General features: G+C 61.2%; 12 protein-coding genes. 6 read left to right on the forward strand and 6 right to left on the reverse strand.

Going from position 1 to position 20,022, the window contains the following annotated elements; genetic code table 11:
* Positions 1-621: 621 nt before the first annotated feature.
* A complete protein-coding gene (locus C5750_RS20075) occupies positions 622-1,665 on the forward strand; it encodes an endonuclease/exonuclease/phosphatase family protein (RefSeq protein ID WP_105736028.1) in 1,044 nt (347 codons plus the stop codon).
* A gap of 26 nt (positions 1,666-1,691) precedes the next feature.
* Here the strand turns inward: C5750_RS20075 and C5750_RS20080 are convergent, their stop codons facing one another.
* The gene (locus C5750_RS20080) at positions 1,692-3,359 is read right to left on the reverse strand and encodes an electron transfer flavoprotein-ubiquinone oxidoreductase (protein WP_105736030.1); all 1,668 of its coding nucleotides are present in this window, start codon (positions 3,357-3,359) and stop codon (positions 1,692-1,694) included.
* Positions 3,360-3,785: 426 nt separating this feature from the next.
* Here C5750_RS20080 and C5750_RS20090 point away from each other — a divergent pair, with 426 nt between their 5' ends.
* From C5750_RS20090 to C5750_RS20100, 3 genes are all read left to right on the forward strand, one after another.
* A complete protein-coding gene (locus C5750_RS20090; protein WP_245421174.1) occupies positions 3,786-4,385 on the forward strand; it encodes a hypothetical protein in 600 nt (199 codons plus the stop codon).
* A 71-nt stretch (positions 4,386-4,456) separates the two neighbouring features.
* Positions 4,457-5,290 (forward strand): uracil-DNA glycosylase, encoded by an 834-nt coding sequence (locus tag C5750_RS20095; RefSeq protein ID WP_105736034.1) that lies wholly within the window; start codon positions 4,457-4,459, stop codon positions 5,288-5,290.
* Positions 5,291-5,392: 102 nt separating this feature from the next.
* Positions 5,393-6,640 carry an MFS transporter gene (locus C5750_RS20100; protein ID WP_105736036.1) on the forward strand — a complete coding sequence of 416 codons (1,248 nt, stop codon included), beginning with the start codon at positions 5,393-5,395 and terminating at the stop codon, positions 6,638-6,640.
* Between the two features lies 1 nt (position 6,641).
* Here C5750_RS20100 and C5750_RS20105 read toward each other — a convergent pair whose 3' ends face one another.
* Complete coding sequence (locus C5750_RS20105) at positions 6,642-7,556, reverse strand: DMT family transporter (RefSeq protein ID WP_105736168.1); 915 nt, start codon at positions 7,554-7,556, stop codon at positions 6,642-6,644.
* A 292-nt stretch (positions 7,557-7,848) separates the two neighbouring features.
* Between C5750_RS20105 and pepN the strand changes: the two genes are divergently transcribed.
* Positions 7,849-10,494, forward strand: coding sequence for an aminopeptidase N (pepN, locus tag C5750_RS20110; protein ID WP_105736038.1), 2,646 nt, complete (start codon positions 7,849-7,851; stop codon positions 10,492-10,494).
* 302 nt (positions 10,495-10,796) lie between these two features.
* Positions 10,797-13,142: a PAS domain-containing sensor histidine kinase gene (locus tag C5750_RS20115; protein WP_105736040.1), complete on the forward strand. Its 2,346-nt coding sequence runs from the start codon at positions 10,797-10,799 to the stop codon at positions 13,140-13,142.
* Between the two features lie 6 nt (positions 13,143-13,148).
* On the opposite strand, the gene C5750_RS20120 is transcribed toward C5750_RS20115, so the two are convergent.
* From C5750_RS20120 to C5750_RS20135, 4 genes are all read right to left on the reverse strand, one after another.
* Complete coding sequence (locus C5750_RS20120) at positions 13,149-16,133, reverse strand: bifunctional [glutamine synthetase] adenylyltransferase/[glutamine synthetase]-adenylyl-L-tyrosine phosphorylase (RefSeq protein WP_105736042.1); 2,985 nt, start codon at positions 16,131-16,133, stop codon at positions 13,149-13,151.
* Positions 16,130-17,533, reverse strand: coding sequence for a sensor histidine kinase (locus tag C5750_RS20125; RefSeq protein ID WP_105736044.1), 1,404 nt, complete (start codon positions 17,531-17,533; stop codon positions 16,130-16,132). Before C5750_RS20125 ends, C5750_RS20120 begins: the two co-directional genes overlap by 4 nt.
* Positions 17,530-18,216 (reverse strand): response regulator transcription factor, encoded by a 687-nt coding sequence (locus tag C5750_RS20130; RefSeq protein ID WP_105736046.1) that lies wholly within the window; start codon positions 18,214-18,216, stop codon positions 17,530-17,532. The genes C5750_RS20125 and C5750_RS20130 overlap by 4 nt, the downstream gene beginning before the upstream one ends.
* A 157-nt stretch (positions 18,217-18,373) precedes the next feature.
* Complete coding sequence (locus tag C5750_RS20135; protein ID WP_105736048.1) at positions 18,374-19,909, reverse strand: Do family serine endopeptidase; 1,536 nt, start codon at positions 19,907-19,909, stop codon at positions 18,374-18,376.
* Positions 19,910-20,022: the final 113 nt, after the last annotated feature.

A 20,022-nucleotide genomic window follows, 5' to 3' on the forward strand; every position in this document is an offset into this window, starting at 1 on the left:
CCCGATGCACCGGCTGGCTCGGTGCATGCTGCTTCACTCTCAAATGCCTGCGTGACAGGCACCTTTGCAAATTCCACGAAAACAGCAACGAATGCAGGGTTGAGCGCTGAGAAGCTCTGCATTTCACGGTTGTTGCAGCAGGCTGTTTTGAAGTGATAGGCGGATCATCGACGGAAAATCGGCTTGGAATTTGGGCCAGAATACCGTATTCTTCTGGAGTGGAGATGGGCTTTCACCCACCTCCGTTTTCTAGATAATGAATCGAACCCGGAGGGTCAGTGTCCAACTGCTCCGGGTTCTTTTCATTTCCAGAGTGATAACAAGCGGTCTATACCACATTGCTTCACCTCCAGTTTTGAGAGCAAGGCCATTGCCATGGTCGAGAGGCCCATCTTCTCGATGCACCGGCTGGCTCAGTGCATGCTGCTTCACTCTCAAACTCAGGATCACTCAATCCGCAACTTCGCAAATCCCGCACAAACAGCAACGAATGCAGGGTTGAAGTTTGAAGGCGGTGTGCATGTGAGAGTTGCGGTGATGGTCCGTCACGGAAGGAGCGGAGAATGCGATCCGGCATTCGGCATCTTGATTGCGTCGCAATTGACCGTTTAAAGCGTGACCATGACCACAACGACAAAATCATCCTGGATAAAGCTCGCGGCCGTGCTTGTACCGGTCCTGCTGTCGGTGCCGCTGGTGCTTGGATTTTTCGGTGCCGTGCATCCAGTTTTCGATGCCTTTGCGCACTTCCGCATGCACCTCGCCGCGCTCATGATCCTCACGGCACTGCCGGCCCTTTTCATGGGGTTGTGGCGGGAGGGTCTGATGACCATCATTCTGGCGGTCATGGCCCTGTCGACCGTGCTGGCCCCTGCTCCCGCACCCGCATCAGCGGGAACGCCGTCAGCCGCGGCGCCATCCAGCCAGCCGCAATACACGCTGCTGCAGTTGAATCTTCGCTTCGACAATGCCGACCAGACGCAGGCTATCCGTCTGATTGCGCAGCAGAGCCCCGACGTCATCACCCTGCAGGAGGTTTCGGACAGCTGGCGGGCGAAGCTTGCGGCGATCGAAGCGCGGTATCCCTACAATCTCTACTGCCCCAGCAGCAAACGCATCGGCGGCGTGGCGATCCTCTCCCGCCGCCCCTTTGCGCTGGGCACGACGCCGCAATGCATCGGCAACGCCCTTGCCGGCCTCGCACGGATTGATTTCGGCGGACGCACGGCACTGGTTGCCGCGCTGCACCTGGACTGGCCCTGGCCATTTGCGCAACCGGATAATGTCGAGGAAATGCGGCCCTATTTCGAACGGCTGCAGGGACCGATGATTGTTGCCGGTGATTTCAATGCGGCACCGTGGAGCCAAACCGTTCGCCAGATCGCCGCGGCCAGCAAAACCATGCCGGCAGATGGCTTGCGCCCGAGCTGGCTGATCAACGGCACGCTGGCGAAGGCGGCCAGATGGGTCGGCCTGCCGCTTGATCATATTCTCGTATCAAGCCGCATATCGGGCACGAGCGTCGAAACGCTCGGGCCGGCCGGCTCGGATCACCTGCCGCTGCTTCTGCGGTTCGCAATCGATGCGGCAGCCGATGACGGCCCGGATTTGCAGACTGTGATGCTTGGCCGCGATGCCACGGAGCCTCTGCTGCAGGGCCAGTAAAAAGCCCGGATCAACCGGGCTCTTCATCACATGCTGGTATAGACCGGCCCCTCACCGCCCTGCGGCGGCACCCAGTTGATATTCTGGTTCGGGTCCTTGATATCGCAGGTCTTGCAGTGAACGCAGTTCTGCGCGTTGATCACGAATTTCGGTCCGGTGCTTTCCTCGACCCATTCATAAACGCCCGCCGGGCAATAGCGCGTCGATGGCCCGGCAAAGACATCGTGTTCCGACGATTTCTGCAGCGCCGGATCCTTGACGATGAGGTGGACCGGTTCGTTTTCCTCGTGGTTGGTGTTGGACAGAAACACCGAGGACAGGCGGTCGAAGGTCAAGACGCCATCGGGTTTGGGATAGGCGATCGGCTTGTGCCTGGCTGCCGGTTCCAGCGATGCCGCGTCGGACTTGCCGTGCTTCCACGTGCCAAAGGGTGACCAGCCGCCGAAAATCGTGTTCAGCCACATATCGATGCCGCCAAGCACCACGCCGCCGACGGTGCCGAGTTTCGACCACATCGGCTTGACGTTGCGTACGCGCTTCAGGTCCTTGCCGATTTCGCTGGTGCGCCAGGCGTTTTCGTAGGAGATCAGCTCGTCATTGGCCCGTCCCGCCGCCAGTGCCTCGGCCGCATGTTCGGCCGCCAGCATGCCCGAGAGCATGGCATTGTGCGATCCCTTGATGCGCGGCACATTGACGAAACCAGCCGAGCAACCGATCAGCACGCCGCCGGGGAAAGACAGTTTCGGCACCGACTGCCAGCCGCCTTCTGTGATCGCCCGTGCGCCATAGCCAAGGCGCTTGCCGCCCTCGAACGTGCCGCGGATGGCCGGATGCGTCTTGAAGCGCTGGAATTCCTCGAACGGCGACAGATAGGGATTCTTGTAGTTGAGGTGCATGACGAAGCCGACGGCCACCGTATTGTCCTCAAGGTGATAGAGGAACGAACCGCCGCCCGTCTTCAGGTCAAGCGGCCAGCCGAAGGAATGTTGCACGAGGCCCAGCTTGTGCTTGGCCGGATCGATCTGCCAGAGCTCCTTCAGGCCGATGCCGAACTTGGCCGGTTCCTTGCCTTCGTCGAGCTTGAACTTGCTGATGAGCTGCTTGGCGAGCGAGCCGCGCGCGCCTTCGGCAATCAGCGTGTATTTGCCGAGCAGCGCCATGCCGCGCGTATAGGCCGGGCCGTGCGAACCGTCCTTTTCGATGCCCATGTCACCGGTGGCCACGCCGATGACCGCGCCGCTATCGTCATAGAGAACTTCGGAACCGGCAAATCCGGGATAAATCTCGACGCCCAGCTCTTCGGCCTTGGTGCCAAGCCAGCGGCAGACATTGCCGAGCGAAACAATGAAATTGCCGTGATTGTTCATCAGCGGCGGCATGGCAAAATTCGGCAGCCGGACGGAGCCCGCCGGTCCCAGAACCAGAAAATGATCCGCTGTCACGGGTGTCTTGAAGGGGTGCCCCTCCTCGTCCCGCCAGCCCGGCAGCAGCTTGTCAACGCCGATGGGATCAACGACCGCGCCGGAGAGAATGTGGGCTCCGACCTCGCCGCCTTTTTCCAGCACGACGACCGACAGTTCAGGATTGATCTGCTTGAGCCTGATCGCCGCAGACAGGCCCGATGGGCCGCCGCCGACAATCACGACATCAAACTCCATGCTCTCCCGCTCTGGAAGTTCGTGTGTCTCGCTCATGAAGTCCTCCTGAATGCTATGCCCCGCAAACACTTCGCCTGTGTTTTTCCCATTTGTAACGCAACAATAGCCGTATGACAGAGGCTAGCATCCATTCAAGATGCGGCCAATTGCCCTCATCCTACGACCATTTCCACAATTTATAAGTTACCTTGACGTAAACGTCAATATTTCGGCCGCCTATGCGACGGAATTTCCGATGTTCGGAGACGGAATGGCGGCTGTGACAGCAAGGGCGGGCAAGAGGCATTTGCCGGTGTCCTTCAGGTGCATGATCGTGGTTCGCCCTTCGACAAGCTCACCAGCAATCCGCAGGCAGATGGACCCAGTTGCGCCTTTACACATTTCGTTCATACTCGCATCAATTGAAATGTCTCGCATAAAAAACTGCTGGTGGATCGGGGATAACCAACAAGCGGAGACGGGATGAGATCACTTTGGATGATCTGGACAATGGGCAGCGTTCTGGCTGCCACGATGATTTTCACCCATTCTGCGGCGCAAGAGCAGAAAAAATGGACCGTTGGGCCCTATAGTTTTTCCGATGAAATGGGCGGGTTCAGCATCCGTTCGGTCACCGGCACCGGCACGACCGAAGATCCGATCGTCATCACCGAAGAGCTGAATGATATCGTTCCGGTCACGCTCGTCATTCGCAACGCCAGCGTGGGCCAGCCAGGATTCGCGCCCAAGGGTTTTGGCCTGCTGTTCCATCTGCAGATCCGGGCCGTCAACGGCAGCGGCCGTCCGTGGCAGGAGTTTTTCTTCGAATTGCAGTCATTGCTGGGGGAGCCGAGTGACTATAGTGACGGGCTTTCCTTCTGCCAGCCCTGCGACGTGACCGGGATGATTCACTCCAATCTGTTTGCCGCCTACGACGATGATTTCGAGCCCTATGACCGCATGCTGTTTCATGATGGCAAGGTAGACCCGAAGGCAAATGTGACGATGGATTTCCCCATTGGCGATTTTACCCCCAAGCGCATATTTTATCTGGTGCAGGAGCCGCGCATTCCCTCCACCTGACCTTGCAATCACGCGCGCAATTTGCGACTTGAAGGGAAGGCCCGCTCCAATCCGGGTTCAAGGATCAGCCATTGCCCGACCTGCGTGAACTCTTGCACTTTTATGCCGAAGCCGGTGCCGACACACCGCTCGAAGACGTGCCGGTCGATCGCTTTGCCGCCGTGGAGCCCGCCCGCCAGCCTGTTCAGCCGCCGCCTGCTGCAACGCGCCAAGCCGCACCGCAGGCCGAGCGGCCGCGACCGGAACCGCAACCGGTGGCAGCGCCGGCTTTGAACAAGACCTCCGTTCCCGACGACACCAAGATTGCGCTGGCGCGCCAGCTCGCCTCGAGCGCCACGACGCTTGAACAGTTACGCGAGCAACTCGCATCCTTCGACGGCTGCAATCTGAAATTCACCGCCAAGAACCTGGTGTTTGCCGATGGCAATCCGCACGCCCCCATCATGTTCGTCGGCGAGGCGCCCGGACGCGAGGAGGATCTGGAAGGCGTGCCATTCATTGGCCGTTCCGGACAATTGCTCGACCGCATGCTCGCCGCCATCGGCCTTGACCGCACCGGCGTCTACATCGCCAATACCATTCCCTGGCGCCCGCCGGGCAACCGCACGCCGACGCCGCTGGAAACCGAGATTTGCCGCCCCTTCTTCGAACGGCAGATCGAACTTGCCGCCCCCAGACTGCTAGTTGCCCTCGGCGGGCCTGCCGCCAAGGCGTTGACCCATGCGCCGGAAGGCATTTTGCGGCTGCGCGGCAACTGGAAGACCCATCGGACCGCAGCGGGCATCGACATCCCCGTCATGCCGACGCTGCATCCGGCCTATCTCCTGCGCAATTCGGCCCAGAAACGCTTTGCCTGGCGTGATTTCATTGCCGCCAAAATGCAGTTGCGCGCCCTCACGCAATAATCCATATGCCATGCCGCAAAACTGGAATGACAGTGTCGTAATTTCCGGCTCTGAAGCCCGGTGAAACCTGTACTTTCCGGTGCAGAAACGCAGGGTACCCACATGTTTCGCCAGCTCTTGCCGATCACGGCGTTGTTGACCAGCACCTTTCTGATGCTGACCGCCGGAGGTTTGGCAGGCATTCTGCTGCCGTTGCGCGCCGGGATGGAAGGCTGGTCGCCGACCACGGTCGGCTGGCTTGGCACGGGCTATGCCCTCGCCTTCACCGGCGGCTGCATTGTCGTTCCGCGGCTGGTGCGCCGCGTCGGCCATGTCCGCGTTTTTGCCGTTCTTTTGACCCTGCTCAGCATGTCGATGCTGCTGCATGGGCTCATCATCGATCCCTGGGCCTGGACCCTGTTCCGGGCGCTTGCCGGTTTCTCGCTGGCCGGCAGCTACATGGTGATTGAAAGCTGGCTGAACGAGCGCGTGACCAACGCCACGCGCGGCATGGTGTTTTCAATCTACATGATCGTGTCGATGATCGGCCTGCTGGTCGGGCAATACATCCTGCCGTTCGGCAATCCGGCGACACAGGCGCTGTTCATGATCGGGGCGCTGATCTATGCGGCGGCCCTCGTGCCAACCGGGCTATCCAATGCCCAGTCGCCGCGCCCGCTGACCGAGGTTTCGCTCGACCTGCCCGGCCTCTACCGCAAATCGCCCGCGGCGATGATCGGCTCGCTGATTGCCGGTATCATTGCAGGCGCGTGGAATTTCCTGTCAGCGATCTATGGCCGCGAAATCGGCCTGTCGACCTTCGATATCGCCACGATGATTGCCAGCGCCATGATCGGCGGCGCCATCTTCCAGTATCCCATCGGGCGCATCTCCGACTTTGTCGACCGGCGCTATGTGATGGTGGTGGCCGGTATGGTCGGCGTGCTGTTGTCCGTGACCATGATCATCGTGCAGCCTGTAACCCCCTGGGTCATCTATTCCCTGATGTTCGCCTTCGGCACGGTGCTGTTTCCGATCTATTCGCTCAACGTCGCCCATGCCAATGATTTTGCCGAGCCGAGTGAATTCGTCAAAGTCTCGAGCGGGCTGCTGATCGTCTATGGCATCGGCAGCATGATCGGCCCGCAGATTGCCGGACGGCTGATGGATGTCACCGGCCCCGCCGGGTTCTTCATGACCATGGCGGGCTGCTATGCGGCCTATGGTTCCTACGCCTTCTGGCGCAGCCTGCGCCGGGCCCGGCAGGTGCCATCCGAGCGGCCGGATTTCGTCTACCGCGCGCCGGACAGGCCGCAGACGCCGGAAACCCTTCAGCTCAACCCGGCCATCAGCACGGCCAAGGACGACTAGGTCAGCCCTGCGGCGTCGAGGCCTTGCGCGCCCTCGCCCGGGCAAGCCCGAGCTGGCGCTCGCGATAGATAATGAAGATGCCGGCACTGATGACGATGACCGCACCCGTCATCATTTCGCTGGACGGAATATCGCCGAACAGCATGTAGCCGATGACCAGGCCGAGCAGCATCGACGTATATTCAAACGGCGCGATGGTCGACATGTCGGCATGCCGGTAGCTCTCGGTCAAAAGGATTTGCGCCACGCCGCCGGCAATCCCGGCCATGACCAGGAATGTCGCCTGCACCGGCGTGGGCCAGACCCAGCCGAAAGGCAGACTGACCAGAGCGATCACGCTTGAGGCAATCGAAAAATAAACGACGATGGTCGGGGTGCGTTCGGTCTGGACCAGACGCCGCACCAGCAGCATGGCGATGGCCGCGAGCCCCGCCCCGCAGAGGGTAGCCAGCGCACCAACGGCCTCTTCGCCGCCGAATTCGCTTGCGCCGGTGAAGAAGGTCATGCGCGGCCAGAGAATGATCAGCACGCCGATGAGCCCGACAAACACCGCGCTCCAGCGGTAGAGCCGCACCGTCTCGCGCAGGAAGACCGCGCTGCACAATACGGTCAGCAGAGGCGTGGCATAGCTGAGGGCAATCGCTTCCGGCAGCGGCAGCTTGGTAAGGCCGTAGAAACTGGCGCTCATGGCGCTGACGCCGACAAAACCGCGCCAGAAATGGCTGAAGGGTTCATTCGTCTTGAACGCGACGTTCAACTGGCCCTGCCACGCGATGAAGACGATGACCGGAAAGATGGCGAAGAAGGAGCGGAAGAACACCAGCTGTCCGGCGGGGATGCCATCCGACGCCTTGAGCAGGCTGGACATGCAGACGAAGACGCAGACCGAAGCGACCTTGAGGCCAATTCCGAGCATGACATTGGTGCTGCGCACCTTATCCGTGAGGGGTGGTCCACCGTCTTTCTGGTGAACGATAGTTGTCACGACTGGTTTTCCTTGAGGGAGCGAACGGAGAGAAACAGAATTGATATATCTGTATAGGTTACTTTGAAGAATCCTTCCAGATACCAATGCGATCACGTTGCATGTTTCAAGCACATACGGAAGTGAACAAAAGCAACAGCATACGCGGAAAAAGCCGGCCGCTTTGTTGTGCGGCGGGACAAACACGGTTACGGTCCGGCACCACAAAAAGGACAGTTTCCCAATGCGTACCGATACCGGCCAGATCTTTCATCTTGAAGATTACAAGCCAACCGATTTTCTTATTCCTGAAACCCATCTCGAATTCTCGCTCCATGCGGAGCGCACCATCGTCAGGTCGACACTGCATATCGAACGCCGGCCGGGTGTTGCCGCCGATGCACCGCTTGTCCTTGACGGTGACGAACTCACACTCCTCGACATCAGCATCGATGGCGTCGCATTGGGCGACAATGCTTACGTCGCAACGCCGGATCGCCTTGAAATCAGTGCCCTGCCCGAGAGCGGCACGTTCAAGCTGCAGATCACCACGCAGGTCAATCCGACAACCAACCGCCAGTTGACCGGCCTCTACCGCTCCAGCGGCGTCTACTGCACCCAGTGCGAGGCGGAGGGTTTCCGCCGCATCACCTATTACTATGACCGTCCAGACCTTCTGTCGGTCTATACGGTGCGCGTCGAAGCCGATGCCGGGGAAGCGCCGCTGCTTCTGGCCAACGGCAATCCGGGCGAAAAGGGCGCCCTTCCCGATGGAAGGCACTTTGCCGTCTGGCACGATCCCCATCCCAAGCCTGCCTACCTCTTTGCACTTGTGGCGGGCGACCTCGGCGTCATCACCGACCGTTTCACCACCGCCTCTGGCCGTCCTGTCGATCTTGGCATCTATGTGGAGCACGGCAAGGAACCGCGCGCGCTCTATGCCATGGATGCGCTCAAGCGCTCGATGAAGTGGGACGAGGAGGTGTTCGGCCGCGAATATGATCTCGAGGTGTTCAACATCGTCGCCGTGTCCGACTTCAACATGGGCGCGATGGAAAACAAGGGGCTCAACGTCTTCAACGACAAATACGTGCTCGCCGACCACGAAACCGCGACCGACATCGACTATGCCGGCATCGAAGCGGTGATCGCCCATGAATATTTCCACAACTGGACGGGCAACCGCATCACCTGCCGTGACTGGTTCCAGCTGTGCCTGAAGGAAGGCCTGACGGTTTACCGCGACCACGAATTTTCCGCCGACATGCGCTCGCGCGCCGTCAAGCGCATCGCCGAGGTCAAGGGCCTTAAGGCCCACCAGTTCCCGGAAGATGCCGGGCCCCTCGCCCATCCCGTGCGCCCGCGCCAGTTCCGCGAGATCAACAATTTCTACACGGCAACCGTCTATGAAAAGGGCTCGGAAGTCGTGCGCATGATCCGCACCATCCTTGGCGCCGAACTCTTCCGCAAGGGGATGGACCTCTATTTCGAGCGTCATGACGGCGACGCGGCGACAATCGAAGACTTCATCAAGGTGTTCGAGGATGCCTCCGGCGAGGATCTGAGCCAGTTTGCCCTGTGGTATGATCAGGCGGGTACGCCCAACCTTGCCGTCACCTATGATTACGACCAGGCGACGCAGACTTTTGAAATCGAGATCGAACAATCGCTGAAGGCCACCCCCGGACAATCGTCGAAGAAGCCCATGCACATCCCCGTGCAGTTTGCCCTGCTGGGCGCCAAGGGCCGCGAGCTGAAGCCGAAATCCGTCAAGGGCGGCACGGTCAAGGGCGATGTCATCCACCTGTTCAAGCGCAAGGAGCGGTTGAGCTTTTCCGGCATCACCGAACGGCCAGTGCCGTCGCTCTTGCGCGGCTTCTCCGCTCCGGTCACCATGACCAGCGAACTCACCCGCTCCGATCTGACCTTCCTTGCCCGGCACGACGGCGATGCCGTCAACCGCTGGCAGGCGCTGACGCAGCTGCTCACGGCGAAACTGACCAGCAACGCCAAGCGCGTGCGCGGCGGCAAGTCCGCCACCATTGAAAGCTCGTCGATCAAGCTTCTCGGCGAAATCGCCTTCAACAGCAATCTGGACGAGGCCTTCCGGGCGCTGTGCCTTGGCCTGCCATCGGAAAGCGATATCGCCCGGGAACTCGGCAGCAATATCGACCCCGACGCCATTCTGGGCAGCCGCGAGGCATTCATTCGCGCCGTTGCCGAAACCCATGCCGCCAAATTCGATCAGCTGTATGACGATCTTGACCACAGCGGCCCGTTCCGGCCCGATGCGGCCAGCGCCGGGCGGCGTTCGCTGCGCAATGTGCTGCTCGACTATCTCAGCACTGCCGACGGCAGCCCGAAACGCGCGGCGGCCCAGTTCAGCCATGCGGACAATATGACCGACCGCGTCGCGGCGCTGGCGGTGCTCGTGCAGCGGTTCGGCGACAGCAGCCAGACAAAGAGTGCGCTCAAGGCGTTCGAGGACCGCTTCGGCAATGATGCCCTCGTCATGGACAAATGGTTCATCGTCCAGGCGACCCAGCCGGGCGAAGGCGCCCTGGCCCGCGTCCGCCATCTGATGACCCACAAACTGTTCTCGCTCGACAATCCCAACCGGACGCGCGGCCTCATCGGCGCCTTCTCCAGCGGCAACCAGACCGGGTTCAACCGTGCCGATGGCGAGGGCTACAGGTTCTTCGCCGAGACGATCCTGACCGTCGACAAGAAGAACCCCCAGCTCGCGGCGCGGCTCCTGACCGCCATGCGGTCCTGGCGGTCGTTCGAGGCGGTGCGGCGTGAGCATGCGCGTGAGGCCCTGGCCTCCATCGCCGTGGTCAAGGACCTCTCCGCCGACGTCAGCGACATCGTTCAAAGGACGCTTGCCTGAGCCGGCTTCGCACCGGTTTTGCCTCAAGATTCGGCTGCCTCCTCCCCGTTTTGATGCCCCGGCCGGTTATCCACCGGCCGGGGTGTCGTTTTACCCCTCGCCGGCCTTTTCCGGACTTGGAGTCTTTTCAAAGGCTTAGTCGAACCGGCTGCAAAACTGATTCATGCCTGCCACAATGATTGCTAAATATTTAACAAAAGGACTGGACACACCGAATCAGTTTTGATTCACTACAGGTGCTTCGGATGTGCGGCGTGGCGAAGCAAATCACTGATTATAAAGGCAATTGAGGGGGCCATTCGATGGCAAATGCGGACGCGTATCGCGCGCCGACGGGGAAGGATTATGCCGGAAAGCGGGAGACTGCGCGGGGGCGCACCCGTCTTTCCGGTCATATCAAACTTCTCGCTGACCCTGCCTACGGCAAGCTGCTGGCGGCCGAGCCTTACCTGCGCCGTGCCATTCCGCCGCTGATCATTGTTTTCCTCATCATCCTTGCAACAGCCCGTGCGATGTCGCTCCTGTCCTGGCGTGACGATACGGAGCGGACAGCCCGCGCCACGCTGGCGCTGGCCGCGAGCCACATGGCAAGCATCATCGACAACCGCATGAAGGCCGGCCAGAAACTCGACAGCGGCGAGCTGCAGAACATCATCGCCGAAATGCGCTCCAACGACCTCATCCCGCATGGCATGTGGATCGCCATTGCCTCGGGTGAATCGAAGATCGTCGCCTCGTCGGATGGCGGCGACCGCTGGCGCGACAAGAACCTCGAAAGCTTCGTCACCGACGGCCAGCCGCTGTTCCTCTTCGGCGAGCGCGCCGGGGTGATGGAAGTGCGGATGAACGGCACGAAGGGTCTTGCCGCCTTCAGCCGGACCGGCAGCGGCGGCTATTCCGTCTTCGTCATGCATCCGGTTGACGCGATCTTTGCCGAATGGCGGCGGATGATATCCGTCAATGTCACGCTCTTCGCCGGAACCGCCGCGATCATGCTGGTGGTCCTCTATGCCTATTTCAGCCAGTCGGCCCGGGCGCAGGATGCCGATGCGCTCTACCAGCACACCCAGGCGCGGGTGGATACGGCGCTTGCGCGCGGGCGCTGCGGGCTGTGGGATTGGGACATGGCGCGCGGCCGGGTCTACTGGTCGCGGTCCATGTATGAAATGCTCGGCTATGAAGCCTATGACGCGATCCTGTCGCTCGGCGATATCTCGTCCATCATACACGAGGACGACGACAAGCTTTACAGCCTGGCCGCCCAGGTGGCGGCGGGCGAGATCAGCCAGATCGACCGGGTGTTCCGCATGCGCCACGCCGAGGGCCACTGGGTCTGGATGCGGGTGCGCGCGCAGGTTGCCGATGCCACTGTCGGCGATACGCATCTCGTCGGCGTTGCCGTCGATGTCAGCGAACAGCACCGTTTTGCCCAGCAGACCGCGCAAGCCGACCAGCGCATCCGCGAGGCCATCGAGAGCATTTCCGAAACCTTCGTTCTCTGGGATGCGGACAATCGCCTCGTCATGTCCAACAGCAAGTTCAACGAATATTCCGGCCTCGCCAATGAATGCCTGCTTCCCGGCATCGGCAGGGATGAACTGGAGCCGCGCATCCGTGCGGTTGCGTTTGAAAAGCGCATGGCCAACGAGCATGGCCGCGCCGGCGCCCTCACCTTCGAACGGCAGCTGGCGGACGGCCGCTGGCTGCAGGTCAATGAACGGCGCACGCAGGATGGCGGGCTTGTTTCCGTGGGCACGGACATTACCCAATTGAAGGTGCACGAGGAGCGGCTGGTGGACAGCGAGCGGCGCTTGATGGCGACCATTCACGACCTCAGCCTTGCGCGCAAATCCGAAATCGAGCGCACGCTCGAACTCACCGAACTCAACAGCAAATATGCGGTGGAGAAGGAACGCGCCGAGGCCGCCAACCGGGCGAAATCCGAATTCCTCGCCAACATGTCGCACGAGCTGCGCACGCCGCTCAACGCCATCATCGGCTTCTCCGAAATCATGCATTCCGGCACGTTCGGGCCGCTCGGTTCCGACCGCTACGAGGAGTATGTGCACGATATCCACACCAGCGGCAATTACCTGCTCAACGTGATCAATGACATTCTCGACATGTCGAAGATCGAAGCCGGTCACTTCTCGCTCGACCGCGAGGAGATCGACCTTTGCCCGCTGATCAACGAGACGGTGCGCGTCGTCTCGCTGCAGGCGCTCAACAAGGACGTGAAGGTCGAGACGAAGATCGCCGACAGCGTCACGCTCAATGCCGACCGGCGAGCGATCAAGCAGATCCTGATCAACCTTCTGTCAAATGCGGTCAAATTCACCGATACGGGCGGACGCATCTCGGTGCGGGCGCGCAAAGTGTCGGGCGCGCTGGTGTTCACCATCGAGGATACGGGCTGCGGCATCCCGAAATCGGCGCTGAAGAAGATCGGTCAGCCGTTCGAACAGGTGGAAAACCAGTTCACCAAGACGCATACGGGTTCGGGCCTCGGGCTTGCCATTTCCCGCTCGCTGACTGAGCTGCATGGCGGCGCGCTGAAAATCCGTTCGACCGAGGGCGTCGGCACCATCGTCTCCGTGCGCATCCCCACCCGGACCATCGGCCCGGTGCGGGAGGAATGGCCGGTTTAGAACGCTCTATTTTCCGTTGGATTTACTCGCCCGGACGTCACGCAGCACCGCGTTGAATGTCTTGCGGACCGATTTGGCCGTGTCTTCCAGATGGGTTTCCACCCGCCCGAGGTCGGGAAGATCGCAGGCGCGGCAGAGCAAATCGCCAAGACCGGGCGGAAAATCCTCGCGCCGTGTGTCGCTGTTCAGGCAAAGCCGGATGATCTGCGTCAGTTCCGTATAGAGATTGGCAGCGCCCACCAGCTGATCCGTCACGTCGGGCGCGGCGAAACCCGCCTTGAGTTTCGTCAGCACCTCGGCCGTCGAATGAGCAATGATCGGGCCCTCGACATTGCCGGTAAGCACGGCGAACTGGGCAATGAATTCCAGATCGATGATGCCGCCGGGGATCAGCTTCATGTCCCAGGCATCGCGCGGCGGCTTCTCGGTTTCCAGCAGCGCCCGCATTTCGGCTACGTCCTTGGCGATCTTGGCCGGATCGCGCGGCAGCGCGAGAATGGCGCTGATATCCGTCTCGATCTCGCCGAACAGCGCGGTATCGCCCGCCACCGGCCGCGCCCGCGTCAGCGCCATGTGTTCCCAGGTCCAGGCTTCGGTACGCTGATACTTACGGAAGGAATCGATGTGCGTTGCCACAGGCCCCTTGTTGCCGGAGGGGCGCAGACGGAAATCCACCTCGTAGAGAACGCCCTCCGCCGTCGGCGCGGACAGCGCTGCAATCAGGCGCTGGGTCAGCCGCATATAATATTGCGACGGCGCCAGCTGCTTTTCGCCATCGGACTCCTCGGCATCCGCATCGTGATCATAGAGCAGGATGAGATCGATATCGGACCCCGCCGTCAGCTCGCGGCTGCCGAGCTTGCCCATGCCCAGAATGGCGATGCGCCCGCCCGACACCACGCCATGCTTGCTGGCAAATTCGTCAATCACCGCCTGCAGGGCCCGGTCGATGACGAGATCAGCGAGATCGGAAAAGGCTTTGCCGGCCCGAATACCGTCAATAGCGCCGGTCAGAAGCCGGATGCCGATGAGAAAGCGGTGCTCCGCCGCGAAAATCCGCAGGCGGTCGAGAATATCCTCATAGACCTGGGCAGGCCCGAGAAAGTTTTCCAGCCGGTCGGCCAGATAGGCGCGGGTCGGGATATCGGCGAAGATGGCGGGATCGAGCATACCATCGAAGACATGCGGTTTGCGTGTGATGATGTCTGCAAGGCGCGGTGCCGCGCCCATGATCAGGACGAGCAGGTCGAGCAGCCGCGGGTTGGACTGCAAAAGGCTGAACAGCTGGATGCCCGCGGGCAGGCCCTTGATCATCTCGTCGAAGCGCATCAGCGCTTCATCGGCCCGGCTCGTCGCACCAAACGCCTTGAGCAGCACCGGCGTGAGTTCAGTCAGGCGTTCGCGCGATTCCGCCGATTGGGTGGCGCGGTAGCGGCCGAAATGCCAGGTGCGGATGACGCGGCAGATATCGCTCGGGCGCTCGAAGCCGAATTTTGTCAGGGTTTCCAGCGTGTCGGGATCGTCGACATCGCCGGTGAACACCAGATTGCCGGCCTCGCCCGCCAGCTCCTGCGCCTGTTCGAACAGCGCCGCATAGTGTGTCTCGACGGTTTTCAGCGACTGGCGGAAATCGGCGGCAAAGGTCTCGCCGTCGCGATAGCCCATCATGTGGGCCACCCGCAGGAAATTCTCGTCGTCTTCCGGCAGCATGTGGGTCTGCTCATCGGCGATCATCTGGATGCGGTGTTCCACATCGCGCAGAAACCCGTATTTCTCCACCAGCGTGTCGCGTGCCTCCGCACTGATCCAGCCAAGACCGTTGAGCGCCGCCAGCATGTCCACCGTGCGCGAGCCGCGCAGCTGCGGAAAGCGGCCGCCGGCAATCAGCTGCTGGGTCTGAACGAAAAATTCGATTTCACGGATGCCGCCCCGGCCAAGCTTGACATTGTGCCCGCGCACGGCAATTTCGCCGTGGCCCTTATGGGCATGGATTTGCCGCTTGATCGAATGCACGTCGGCAATGGCCGCATAGTCGAGATATTTGCGCCAGACATAGGGCGCAAGCTCCGCCAGCACCTGCTTGCCCGCCGCGATATCGCCGGCGACGGGCCGCGCCTTGATCATGGCCGCGCGTTCCCAGTTCTGGCCGCGCCCCTCGTAATAGTTGAGCGCTGCACCGACGGGAATTGCCAGCGGGGTTGATCCGGGATCCGGGCGCAGGCGCAGATCCGTGCGGAAGACATAGCCGTCGGCGGTGCGGTCCTGCAGAATGCGCACCAGACGCCGCGTCAGCCGCGAAAACGTTTCGACGCATTCATAGGGATCGGGAATGGCCGGGCTGTGCTCGTCAATGAAGACGATCAGGTCGATATCGGAGGAATAGTTCAGTTCGAACGCGCCGAACTTGCCCATGGCGAGGATGATCCAGCCGCACTGCTTTTCCGGGTGTTGCGGGTCCGGAAGCTTGAGTTTGCCGGACTCGTGCGCATCGCGCAGCAGGAACCGCACCGCCGCCCGCACGCTTTCTTCCGCCAGCCGCGACAGCCAGCGGGTTGTTTCTGCCGTATCGAACACGCCGGAAAGATCGCCCAGCGCAATCAGCACATGCCCCTCCAGCTTCAGCTGGCGCAGGACAGCCATGATGCCGGTTTCTGTGATGTTTTCGGCTTCCGAGCTTGCCGCCACACTCTGCATGAGCGCCTCAAGACGCTGTGCCAGCGGCATGGCGAACAGCGGTTCCAGGATGGCAGGGCGGCGGATGAAGACCGTGCGCAGATAGGGCGAAAGGTCGAGGACAGCCGCGAGGAAGGCCGCCGCCTGTGCATGGCCCTTCACACCGGCGGTGGCAGGGCATTCCTTGTCGGCTGCGCTGCCGGCAAGCTCGGCCAGAAAGGCGGCAGCCGCCTTCTTGTCCAGCGGTGTCAGCGGGCGCAGATCGCGGGCGAAAAACGCTGCATCATCAAGGCCGGATGCCCTGGTCCTGACATTCATTTGGTCTCCTCCCCCACCGGGAAAGCGAGCACAGCGCGCAGCCCCGGAGCATTGTCCTGCAATTCCAGAGTACCACCGTGCAATTTCATCACCGCCTTGGCAAGACTGAGACCCAGTCCTGACCCCGGTTGCGAACGGCTTTCCTCAAGGCGCACAAAACGCTCCGTGGCCCGATCCACCTGATCGGGCGGGATGCCCGGGCCATTGTCCGCGACAATCACCCGGATGGTGTGGTCCTGCTTTTCCACAGCGAGGGATATTTCCACCGGCTTTTCACCGCCGCCGGCATATTTGATGGCATTGTCGACGAGATTGGAGATGGTCTGCCCGACCAATTCGCGGTTGATGCGGACCGGCGTTGCATCCTCCGCACCCAACGCGAAGCGGATGCCCGCGTCTTCAGCCGTGGGCTCGTACAGCTCGTAGACGTCCTGCACAACAGTCGAGAGCGGCAACAGCTCCATCGTTTCGGAGGAATAACCGGATTCCAGCCGCGAGATCATCAGAATGGCATTGAAGGTGCGGATCAGCTGGTCGGAATCGGCAATCATCCCGTCCAGCGCAGCCCGATAGGCCTTGGTGGTCGTGGCATTGGCAAGGGCCGATTCCGCCCGGTTGTGCATGCGGGTCAGCGGTGTCTTGAGGTCATGCGCAATATTGTCGGAGACGTGGCGCACCCCCTCGTTCAATTCCTGAATGCGCGCCAGCATGCCGTTGAGATTGGCGGCCAGACGGTCGAACTCATCACCCGAACCGCTGACGGGCAAACGCCCGGCGAGATCGCCGCCCATGATACGCTGCGACGCGGCGGAAACCTCGTCGATCCGGTGCAATGCGCGCCGCCCGACGAAAAACCAGATCAGGAATGCGCCGATGCCCATGATGCCCAGCGCCGCGCCGAGCGAGCGCCGGACCACGAGCCTGATCTTTTCCGGCTCGCCCAGATCGCGGCCGACCATGACACGGATGCCATTGGGCATGACGATCACCCGCGCGATGGCGGTGTGCACCTGCGGATCGCTGCTGGTTTCGCCGTAGCGTTCATAGGCAATCGGCCGCTCGATCCAGCCATCGGTCTGCAGAACGCCCGCCTCGATGCTCTGGACATTGCCGGCGACGATGCGTCCGGCGGGATCGGCGACGAGATAGAGATAGGCGCCGGGCTGACGGCTGCGCCGGTCAACCGAGCGCACAAGACCGGCAATACCCGCACGCTGATAGGACTGGCCGACGCTTTCGACCTCCTCGTTGACAGCGGCCTCAGTCTGGGATGTGAGAAGATTGACGGAAAGACTGGTCATGTAGAAGACCAGCACGATGGCGCAAACGGTAAAGAGCAGAAGATACAGCGCTGACAGCCGGACGGCTGTCATTTTCATCATGGCAAGAAATCGGCTCATGCATCGAGTCCGCCAGCCTTGAGCATATAGCCGGCGCCGCGCACCGTGTGCAGCAGGGGCGTTTCAAATCCCTTCTCGATCTTGCCGCGCAGGCGCGAGACATGCACGTCGATCACATTGGTCTGCGGGTCGAAGTGATAATCCCAGACATGCTCGAGCAGCATGGTACGGGTCACCACCTGACCGGAATGGCGCATCAGATATTCCAGCAGGCGGAATTCGCGCGGCTGCAGGACAATGGCCTGTCCGGCACGCTTGGCCGTGTGGGACAGGCGGTCGAGTTCCAGATCGCCGACCCGGTACATGGTTTCCGCCTCTTTCGGGCTGGAACGGCGCTGCAGCACTTCGATGCGCGCCAGCAATTCCGAGAATGCGTAGGGTTTGGTGAGATAATCATCCCCGCCGGCGCGCAGGCCGGTCACCCGGTCATCCACCTGGCCCAGCGCGGAAAGAATGAGTGCCGGCGTATCGATGCCCTGGGCGCGCAGGGCCGCGACAACGGACAGGCCGTCACGGCGCGGCAGCATGCGGTCAACGATCAGCGCATCATAGCTGCCCTGCTCGGCCAGGGCATAGCCGGTCTCGCCATCCCCCGCCAGATCGGCGGAGTGACCCGCCTCGGCAAAGGCCTTTTCCAGATAACGGGCCGCTTCACGGTCGTCTTCAATAACGAGAATCTTCATGGCAATTATACTAAGCCGGTTTTGAGACGGAGGTAAGCACCATTGCGATGGCACCCTTTACGGCAAGCTGGCAGCAGATCTGTCGACAATCTGCTGCCCTTTGCTTTGGCGCTAACGGGGGACAGGTGCAGCGCCGCTGCAATCCCATCCTGACCGGTTAGCCCTGGTTGATGGGCAGAGCGATGAACCGCGACTGGTCATTGGTCTGCACCTGCAGGAGAACTGCCTTGCGGCCGCTCTTCGTCGCTTCGGCAATCGCCGCATCGATGTCGGAGCCGCTCTTGACCGGCTTGTTGTTGACCGAGACGATGATGTCGCCGGTCGTGATGCCCTTGTCGGCGGCATCGCCGGAGCGATCCACGTCGGTCACCACGACACCCTTGCCATCGTCGGAAGGAACAACCGTCAGGCCGTAATCATCCAGCACCGAAGCCGGGTCCTGATGCTTGCCGCCGCTGTCCTTGTTCGATGCCTGTTTGTCATCGCCGGGCATCGACTTGATGGACACATTGAGCGACTTGGCCTCGCCCTTGCGCCAGACTGTCAGTTCGGCATCCTTGCCCGGATTGATCGCGGCAATCTTCTTGGCCAGATCACGCGGATCGGAAACCGTGTCGCCATTGACGGCGGTGATCACGTCGCCCGACTGGATACCGGCCTTGGCGGCAGGACCATCGGACTGCGGTTCGGCAACCAGCGCACCCTTTTCTTCGGAAAGACCGAGCGATTCGGCAATTTCCTTGCTGACGGGCTGTATCTGCACGCCGATCCAGCCGCGCGATACGGTGCCGGTCTTGATCAGCTGGTCCACGACCATCTTGGCCGTCGTCGACGGGATGGCGAAGGCAATGCCGACGCTGCCGCCGGACGGCGAGTAGATTGCGGTGTTGATGCCGACGACTTCACCGTTCAGGTTGAAAGCCGGCCCGCCGGAATTGCCCTTGTTGACGGCCGCATCGATCTGCAGGAAGTCGTCATAGGGACCGGCGCCGATATCGCGGCCGCGGGCCGAGATGATACCGGCCGTCACCGTGCCGCCGAGACCGAACGGATTGCCGACCGCAACGACCCACTGGCCGACACGCATCTTGTTGTCGTCGCCGAAGGACACGTAGGTGAACTTGCGCTTGTCATCGACCTTGAGCACGGCGAGATCGGTGCGCTTGTCCTTGCCGATCAGCTTGGCATCGAGTTCGGTGCCGTCATTGAGAACAACCGTATAGGTGCTGCCATCTTCGACCACGTGGTCGTTGGTGACGAGATAGCCATCCTCCGAAATGAAGAAACCCGACCCTTGAGCGGTGGGGCGCATGCGGTCTGGACGGTTCTGGTGATCGCGCGGACCCTTGCGCTGCTGCATGCCGCGCTGGCCGTTCGGACCGCCGAATTCATAGAAGAAGCGCTTGAGCGGATGATTGTCGGGAAGCTGGTCGAAGCCGGGAATGCCCGACCCGTCATCGGCGGTCTGCTGGACCGAACTCTTCACCCGGACGCTGACAACAGCGGGACTCACCTTTTCAACGACATCGGCAAAGCCGGGCTGCTGCGAGCCGTCAACACGCACGGCTTCAGCCTGCGCAGGCACAACGGCAGCGAGCGGGCCAGTCGCCAGCAGTCCCCCGGCGAGCGCCGAAGCGAGCAGCGCGGCAGCAATGCCCTTGCGGTAAGTGGAGGACGTACGATTGTTAGACATAAAACTTTCTCCTTGGACGCCCGATCGGAAATCCGACCGTTTAATAACCAACAGTGATACAGATAAGAACGTTACGCCGCCATTTCCGCAACATGACAAATTTGTAAGATAAT

Origin of the sequence: Phyllobacterium myrsinacearum (assembly GCF_002980555.1) — a bacterium.
GTDB classification, from domain to species: Bacteria; Pseudomonadota; Alphaproteobacteria; order Rhizobiales; family Rhizobiaceae; genus Phyllobacterium; species Phyllobacterium myrsinacearum.